At 62.9% G+C, this 7,580-nt stretch carries 8 protein-coding genes; 4 read left to right on the top strand and 4 right to left on the bottom strand.

Annotation, left to right across the window (positions count from 1 at the left end; all coding sequences use genetic code 11):
• Positions 1-112 precede the first annotated feature (112 nt).
• Together OOZ51_RS19660 and OOZ51_RS19655 are read right to left on the bottom strand one after the other, a co-directional pair.
• Positions 113-1,492 carry an MFS transporter gene (locus OOZ51_RS19660; RefSeq protein WP_265981464.1) on the bottom strand — a complete coding sequence of 460 codons (1,380 nt, stop codon included), beginning with the start codon at positions 1,490-1,492 and terminating at the stop codon, positions 113-115.
• A gap of 275 nt (positions 1,493-1,767) precedes the next feature.
• Positions 1,768-1,905: a hypothetical protein gene (locus tag OOZ51_RS19655; RefSeq protein ID WP_265981463.1), complete on the bottom strand. Its 138-nt coding sequence runs from the start codon at positions 1,903-1,905 to the stop codon at positions 1,768-1,770.
• A gap of 483 nt (positions 1,906-2,388) precedes the next feature.
• Here OOZ51_RS19655 and OOZ51_RS19650 point away from each other — a divergent pair, with 483 nt between their 5' ends.
• A complete protein-coding gene (locus tag OOZ51_RS19650; RefSeq protein ID WP_265981461.1) occupies positions 2,389-2,883 on the top strand; it encodes a hypothetical protein in 495 nt (164 codons plus the stop codon).
• A 698-nt stretch (positions 2,884-3,581) separates the two neighbouring features.
• Here OOZ51_RS19650 and OOZ51_RS19645 read toward each other — a convergent pair.
• Together OOZ51_RS19645 and OOZ51_RS19640 are read right to left on the bottom strand one after the other, a co-directional pair.
• Complete coding sequence (locus OOZ51_RS19645) at positions 3,582-4,136, bottom strand: hypothetical protein (RefSeq protein WP_265981460.1); 555 nt, start codon at positions 4,134-4,136, stop codon at positions 3,582-3,584.
• Positions 4,137-4,169: 33 nt separating this feature from the next.
• Entirely contained in the window at positions 4,170-4,853 is a 684-nt protein-coding gene (locus OOZ51_RS19640) for a hypothetical protein (protein WP_265981459.1), read from the bottom strand.
• Between the two features lie 471 nt (positions 4,854-5,324).
• Here OOZ51_RS19640 and OOZ51_RS19635 point away from each other — a divergent pair, with 471 nt between their 5' ends.
• The 3 genes from OOZ51_RS19635 to OOZ51_RS19625 all read left to right on the top strand — a co-directional run bounded on the left by OOZ51_RS19635 (position 5,325) and on the right by OOZ51_RS19625 (position 7,507).
• Positions 5,325-5,588, top strand: a complete 264-nt coding sequence (locus tag OOZ51_RS19635) for a hypothetical protein (protein ID WP_265981458.1) — start codon at positions 5,325-5,327, stop codon at positions 5,586-5,588.
• 356 nt (positions 5,589-5,944) lie between these two features.
• Positions 5,945-6,727 carry a nuclease-related domain-containing protein gene (locus OOZ51_RS19630; RefSeq protein ID WP_265981457.1) on the top strand — a complete coding sequence of 261 codons (783 nt, stop codon included), beginning with the start codon at positions 5,945-5,947 and terminating at the stop codon, positions 6,725-6,727.
• 138 nt (positions 6,728-6,865) lie between these two features.
• On the top strand, positions 6,866-7,507 hold the full coding sequence (locus OOZ51_RS19625; protein WP_265981456.1) for a GntR family transcriptional regulator: 642 nt from the start codon (positions 6,866-6,868) through the stop codon (positions 7,505-7,507).
• Positions 7,508-7,580: the final 73 nt, after the last annotated feature.

Raw genomic sequence — 7,580 nt, 5'->3', positions numbered from 1 at the left:
AGCTTCTCTCGTTAAAGACGACACGGTCGTTGCAACTCCCAAAATTCTGGGTGTTGCAACGACCGCGAGAACCCGCCGCTCGGGGGCCCCTTTTGGTGCCGTCGTGGTGGGACTACCCCACGATCGATTCAGCACGGCGCTTGGACCCGGAGGGAACCGAGGGCAGTTGGCGCGCGGAGGCCCCAGCACGCGGACCGCCAAGCAGTTCCGTGGGGGTTTTTGAGGTCTCTCGCATTCCCAAGACTGCGACGGCAGCGATCGCGGAAGCTACTGCGCCGAAGACGGCAACCGGCAGCCAGCCCGACGGGCCGGGGACCAGGAGCATCGCCGCGACCATCGGGGCGAAGCCGGCCAGGAGGTTGCCCAGCTGGTTACTGACGGCCATGCCCGTGAACCGAACGGCTGCCGGGAACTGCTCGGCGAAGGAGGATGTCCACACGCCGTTGTAACAACTGAAGAAGAGCGTCATATTGACGAAAGCGAAGAGCGCGATCATCAGGATGTCCGTCGTCGAAATCGCCCAAAGATACCCGAAGAGCGTGAGCGTGCAGCCGGCGGCGGAAATCAGCATGGTCGGCTTGCGGCCGATGACGTCAGAGAGGTAACCGGCCGCGGGAATGCCGACGATCGACAACGCAATTGCCCCGGAGATAATGCCAAGCATCGCGCTGCGGTCAATCCCGACCGAGGTGGCGTAGGACAGGCTGAAGACGGCGAACAGGGTCTGCATAGCTGCCATCAGGGAAGCTCCGGCCACACAAATGACGGAGCGCCGGTGGTACTTGAACACGTCGCTCAGCGGCAGCTTCCGGACTGCGCTTTCTTCCTTGGCCTCGGCAAACACCGGGGTTTCATCGAGGTGGCTGCGCACATAGAAGGTGATCACGACAACCACGGCGCTGAGCCAGAACGGCACCCGCCAGCCCCAGCCGTACAGGGACTCGGCAGGAAGGAGCGCCACCGGCAGGAAGACGATGGTGGCCAGAGAGCAGCCGACGGCGTAGCCCACCATCACGAAGCTGGTGAAGAAGCCGCGTTTCCCCAAAGGGGAATGCTCAACGGTCAGCGTCGACGCGCCGGCAGATTCGGCACCCGCGGAGAAGCCCTGGACCACGCGCAGGACCACCAGCAAGGCCGGTGCGAGCAGGCCTACTTGGTCAAACGTGGGAAGGCAGCCGATGGCGAAGGAGGCGACGCCCATCATGACAACCGTGGCCAGCATGACCCGTTTCCGGCCGATGCGGTCGCCGAAGTGACCCATCACCGCCGCGCCGACGGGCCGCGCCACGTAACCCACCGCAAACGTGGCGAACGATGCGATCAAGGCAACGGCGGGATTCCCGGACGGAAAGAACAGTACATTGAAGACGAGGGCCGCCGCGGCGCCGTAGACAAAAAAATCGTAGTACTCAAGTGCGCTGCCCAGGAGTGCTGCGGTGGCGGCACGGCGGGGCGTCATCGCGGGCGGTGACGCTGGGATTGTGCTTGTCATGTGTTTCTCCTTTGAAACAGACTCGAGGGGTTAGGGCCAAAATGCCCGCACCCGAGCTGACATGGCCCGTCGAATGTGACGGCCGCCACGGCATCTGAATCCACAGTAGGGGCGCGGCCCGGCACACACTGTTCCAATGTGAAACAGCCCCGTGTAACGCATTTTCGCGGCAGTTCTTGGCGGCAGGAGGGCTCAGGGCCCGGCTGACAAGCTTGGGTCACGGGCGCGCTCCAAAGAAGCGGCTTCACGGACTTCCGGTTCCGCGCCAGAACCGGTCATTGCTCAAGCGAGGCGGTCATCACCGCACTGTCTTCCGACGAGACGTCGCCGGCCGCCACCCCCAGGACGAGATCAACCGTCGCATCGGTGCAGAAGTCATGCCGAAAGCCGTCGCTCCAGAGCGTCAGAACCATCAGCATCCACGCAGTCCGCTTATTCCCATCGATAAGCGAATTGAACCGGAACACCGACTTCCATCAAAGCCGCCGCCTTCACGGCCGAGTTTTGAAGGCGGCGAGTACACGTTCGTGATCCCATTCCGCCGCTGACCATATCTGGGGTGTCATAAGCGGCAAGGCGAACCAACCCGAAGGCAGATGGAAAGACGGCTTTCTCCAAGTCGCTTGGCACCACAAGCGAGCCCAAGACTGTGACCAGAACGGCCGAGAAGGGCTCCCATCTTGCGGTGATGGGGTATTCGGACTTCCGTTCGCCTGCGTGGACGGGAGAAAGCCTCGACGGAGCCTTGGACACGTACGGCCGAAATCCTTGCTGCAAGCATTGCCAACACCCTGATCCTTGACCAGCGACGTTCCGTCGCAGACGATGTCCGCATCGACATGCTGCGTTGGCGCTCACGCCGAGCTGCTCCGAGTGGCATCCATCAGGAGGACAGCATGGCAAACGTGACGGTCGACCCGGATATTTTTGAAAGTCAGGGCGAGCGGTGTGAGGGTATTTTCGATGGCTGGGAGGGGCCTTCGCCGTTCTTCCTGGTCGTCTCGGACGAAACAGACAAAGCGGCCGAGGCCCTCCACGTTGCCATAGGACGGTGCATGCGTGTCGATGGCAATGGCAATGGCAATGGCAACGAGCTGACCGCCGCCGAGATGGCAAGCACCGGGGAATACACCGCAAACTACTGCTCCCCTGTCTACCTCACAGCCAGAGGCCCGATGGCGTACCTGGACACCAAGGGCGAGCTACCGCGGGCCATGGCCGAGACAATGCTTCGCATCCTCGTGGAGGAAGTCGAGGCACGGGGCATTACTGCCGATCTGACCACCCCGCCGCTGGGCTCCGAGTCAACGGCAGGGTGCCCCGAATGGGAGGATTCCGTGGCGGGAATCGCAAGACTGGCTTTCGAAGCGTCCAACATCGACCCGGCGTGACCATGAGGCCGCCGCTTCAGGCTCGTCGGACGCAAGTGCTGGATTCAGCCTTCCATCAGAGAATGTCCACTCCAGGGACGTAGTTGAGTGCATCTGGAATGCTGAGGCCCTGAGTAACTCGGGTGCGTATGGCGGCAACCCGCAGCCGGTTAGAGATAGCTTCGAGACGCTCCTGCCAGGGGACGCTGTCGAAAAGAGAGCTGAGGAAAGTGACTGCACCGAATAGCTCGAGGACTAAGAATGGTGGTTGCGTACGGCACCCCGAGGCTCTCCCCGATGCTCCACGTGTTCGGGTCCAGATACAAGGCGGCAGACTCCCACATCGGGTGCGACTGGCCGGTCTCAGCGAGATAGCCGATTACGGTGTCAGCTGTGGTGTACATTTTCGCCTGGTGCGTGAACCTCTTCAGGTGGTCGTTCGACTTGTCACCCCCGGCAGAGCTCTTGATCACCGCATCGAAATGATCCAGATCAACAGGGGACCACCCGGCGTTTTCGATGTTTTCTTTGTCAGGGTGACCCACTCGGCATGGGCGTTCTTGACCGTGTCAGCGACCTTGTCACCCTCCGCGGCCAACCAGGAGAGCGCAACGACGTGTTCGATGATCGTTCTTCGAACGGGCCGCTTCAACGGACAGGCTTGCATCCTCGAGGACCCTGACGGCTTGGACGCTGCGATGAATTCGCGAGAACCGGTTTCAGCCCTCGACGATGGACATCGGCAAACCACCCCCATGCTCGGAAGGGTCGATGCTGTCGAGCTGCCATCCTTCCGCAGAGGCCCGGAACGTCGCGGTCTGCGGCAACGAGTAGCCCGACGGGACGTTGCTTGGCCCGTTCGCCGCCGAGGCCTGGTGTTCTTCGGTCAGTTCCTTGAAATGGACGCTTGCCGTCCACCCTGTCACCTCCACGGATTCCACCGTGATCTTCGTCGAAAAGTCCGTGTACCAGAAGCCCATTGACTTGAACCCGGCCTTTGACCGGGCCACCACCGGAAGGTCCCGCGCGCGCTTGGCCCGGTACGCCGCCGTCGTCTGCGTGTCGGCGAGGCGCGGGGCCGGCGGGGCATCGAGAACGGTTCCGTTGCGATCCTCGACGGCGGTCTGGACGATGGCCGCAAGTTCGGCCGACGACGGGCTCGGCACCGATGAGGTCGATCCCGGGGTGAGCGGCGGCCCGGCTGCCGCCTGGCACCCGGAGAGGGCCAACCCGAGCAGCACGGCTACCGCGGCCGCAGTGCGCGGATGCTTCATCCTTGGTCCCCTCACTGTGGATGTCCTCACAGCCTATGGGCGTTTCGCGAATTCAACGCGTATGTAGTCGAGCTCATCGCGTGGGAGGACTGCCGTCACAACACCGCCCTGTCTGAGGGACGCTCCAACCCCGTACACGAAGGGGTCTGTGTTGATCTCCACACCCTGCACTTGAATACCGTCAATCCATACGGTCACCCCGCGGTTGGCTGGACGACTTCTGACGTCCCCGGCGTATCGGTCCCAGGCAATGCCTCCCAGCCATTCGCGCCGGTAGCGATTGATGAGGATGTGGTTCATGTGTTCTGCCAGCGCCCGGGCCGGGGACGAGCGTTCGGAAGAATCGCGGTGCCACGTGGTCCGCACGGCCTCCCAGAGCTGGGGATATCGCATGCGTTCAAGCCCTTCAACCAGCCAGGCCGGCCGCGGCCACGGCGGAACGTCTTCAATCGACCTTCGCGTCTGCTCGTCGAGCTCGGCCATGTTTATCGGGTCGGCTCGGTCAGCGGGGTTGCGCCACAGCGTGTAGGAGATGCTCGCCGACATCTCGCTGTACCCGCGGGAATCCTGCCCGTACTGGATGCCGACCATGTCCGGATCTTCCAGCGACGGCTGGGGAACCAGCCCCATGACGGGGATCGGCATCAGTTCCAGACGCCTGGCATGCTCGAGGCGCGGGTTGGGAGCGTCCCCGGGGAGCACACCATCGAATCTCACTTGCCGATTGTGCGACGGCCACGATTGGTTGGCAATACCCCTCGGCATGGATCTATGGGGAGAAGGTTCAGGAAGCATTTTTCGTACCAGCCGGGCACCATCACTATTGAGGGCCAAAGGGCGATCCTCCACAACGACAGCTGCATACCGTGACCTTCCATGAACGCCTTGATGCCACGAACTCCCTCAGAACTTGCTCCTGAGGAGTGGCTCGCGTGAAAGCCTATGGGAAGGACGTACTAGGCCCAGATCTTCGATTAGTTCGAGACTTCGACGCCGTATTAGCCGTGGGTTCAGACCTGGGAGGTGTGCCGGTAGGAAACCATGGCGACCTGTTCAGTGAGGCCTTGCGGGCACCCCGTAGACCGAGCGGGGTGCGGCCACGAAAGGCCTTGTCTGGATGCGGAACGACGAGTACCGTTCTGCGCAGCGGGCCTGCGGACCGCCGGCCCCCCGTCGAGAGGACGCGCTATGCCAACCGTGATCGGCCACCACGATGTTAAGGACAAGGACCATTGGCTTGCCTCACCGAAACGCGAAGAGATCTTCGGACCCCTCGGCGTCACCAACATCCGGACGTTCGTCAACCCAGAAAACCCGACGCAGGTGGCGGTGCTGATGGACGTTCCCGACATGGATGCCGTCATGGCCCTGATGCAGTCCGAGGCAGGGGCCGAGGCCATGGCGTATGACGGCGTGCTGCCCGAGACTTTGGTGATTCTCGTCGAGGCGTAGTTGCTTTCTCGGAAACGCGGGTGTGACGCCTATCGGCCGCGAACGACGCTATCTCGTGTCGCGATGGACGGCGGCCAACGGGCGCCAAGGGCGACATTTGTCGCTGCAAAAAGTCCGCCACCCGGACGCGCGGTACCTGCCAGGAATGTTCCCCCCTGCGGGTGAGAATTGGACCATGCCTACACGTATCTCCGACCTGAACCCGTGATGTCCGAGCCGTGCGTCTTCCCGTCGGTCAAGACTAAAGTGTCCGGTCTCCTCGCGGAGCTGAAGGAGAATCCAGAGGGGACCGTTCCGGTGGTCCAGTCCGGGTCCTCGTGAAGCAGATACGGCTCCGGTACGCCGGGGTATGTCGAGTGTGCGGTGCCCCTCTTCCACCCGGCACTGAAGCGATCTACGAAACCGAAACGAAGACCGTCCGCTGCCTGGAGTGCGTCCCCGGGGCTACGCCCCCGGACCTCGAACCAATCGAACCACCCGATGAAGCTTCATCGCCCACCGAGACCGGAGTAGCCGGGTCGTCGGCGCGACGAGAATACGAGCGCCGCAAGGCCAAGGATGAAGCGAGACTCCGCGAGAAATGGGGCCGATTGGGTGGTCTCGCCGTCGCGCTCTCCGACGAGCGGCAAAGCACCAATGCCTGGGATCGGGGTGCAATCGGCGAGGAACGCCTCGGGGCCCGGCTCAACTCCGTGTCCGCTGATGGCATCGCGGTCCTGCACGACCGCAGCATCCCCGGCTCAAAGGCGAACATCGACCACATCGCCATCACCCGCCACGGGATCTGGGTAATCGACGCCAAGCGATACCAGGGCCGACCCGAGCTGAAGATCGAAGGCGGCATCCTTCGGCCGCGCGTCGAGAAGCTCCTCGTGGGCCGACGCGACCGCACGAAACTGGTCGACGGGGTGCTCAAACAGGTCGGGCTCGTCCACGACCTCGTCGGGGATGTGCCGGTCATCGGGGCGCTGTGCTTCGTCGAAGCCGACTGGCCCCTGTTCGGGGGCGCGTTCGCGACCCGCGGCATTCAGGTTCTCTGGCCGAAACGACTAGCCAAAGTGCTAGCAGAGGAAACAGCCGGCGACGTCGACGTCGCCGCCATGCGTGAGAAAGTAGCCTCGCGGTTCAAATCCGCGTGACGTCCGTGACGATGTTCGAGGCCGTCAACTGCTCCCGGAAGTTCGAATGAGAATTCCGCATTATCCGGTTGAACGGCATGACTCTCCGACCGCCTGACGATTATCGAGTATCCATAATCCGTGTGGAAGACTGGGGATATGGTGGTGTCAGCGGCTTTTGAGAACGAGAGCCTTTCGGAGAAGGTCAAGCGGACCATCGTGGACCGGGTTGTTGACGGCACCTATCCCCCCGGGATGCGACTCGTGGAGCTCCAGCTCGCCAAGGAATTCGGCGTCAGCCAGGCCCCGGTGCGCGAAGCCCTGCGCGAGCTGTCCTCCACCCGGCTGGTCGAAAACATCCCCCGCCGCGGAACATTCGTCCGGTCCGCTTCCCAGGATGACCTCGCGGAGGTGTATTTCGTCCGCCTCGCCTTGGAGGGAACCGCCGCCGCGGCTGCTTACCCGGCACTGCACGCGGACCCGTCGCCGCTGCGGCAGGCACTGGTCGGAATGCGGAAGGCCGCGGCAACGAACGATCCCCATGGCATCGCCAAGTACAGCACTGAATTCCATCGCGCGGTCATCGCCGCCACCCGAAACCGCCTGATGATGGAGATCTGGGACTCCCTGTACGTCGAGGCGCGGACCATGGCCACCGTCGTCCGCGGCCACGTTGACCTGCACGACGCCGCCGAGGCTCACGTCCCGATCCTGGAAGCCTTCGAGAGCGGCACGCCGGAACTCTGTACGAAGCTCGTCATCGAGCACCAGCACGAGTACTCGATCCTGCCCCAGGAGTAGTCCCCCTTACGCGGTACCAGGCTGTCGCCGAGGTTAGGTTTTCGAAACCTGCCCTTGTGATGCCAATCACCCT

This window comes from Arthrobacter rhizophilus, assembly GCF_026241105.1.
Lineage (GTDB): Bacteria > Actinomycetota > Actinomycetes > Actinomycetales > Micrococcaceae > Arthrobacter.
This window is presented reverse-complemented; position numbering and strand designations above follow the sequence as displayed.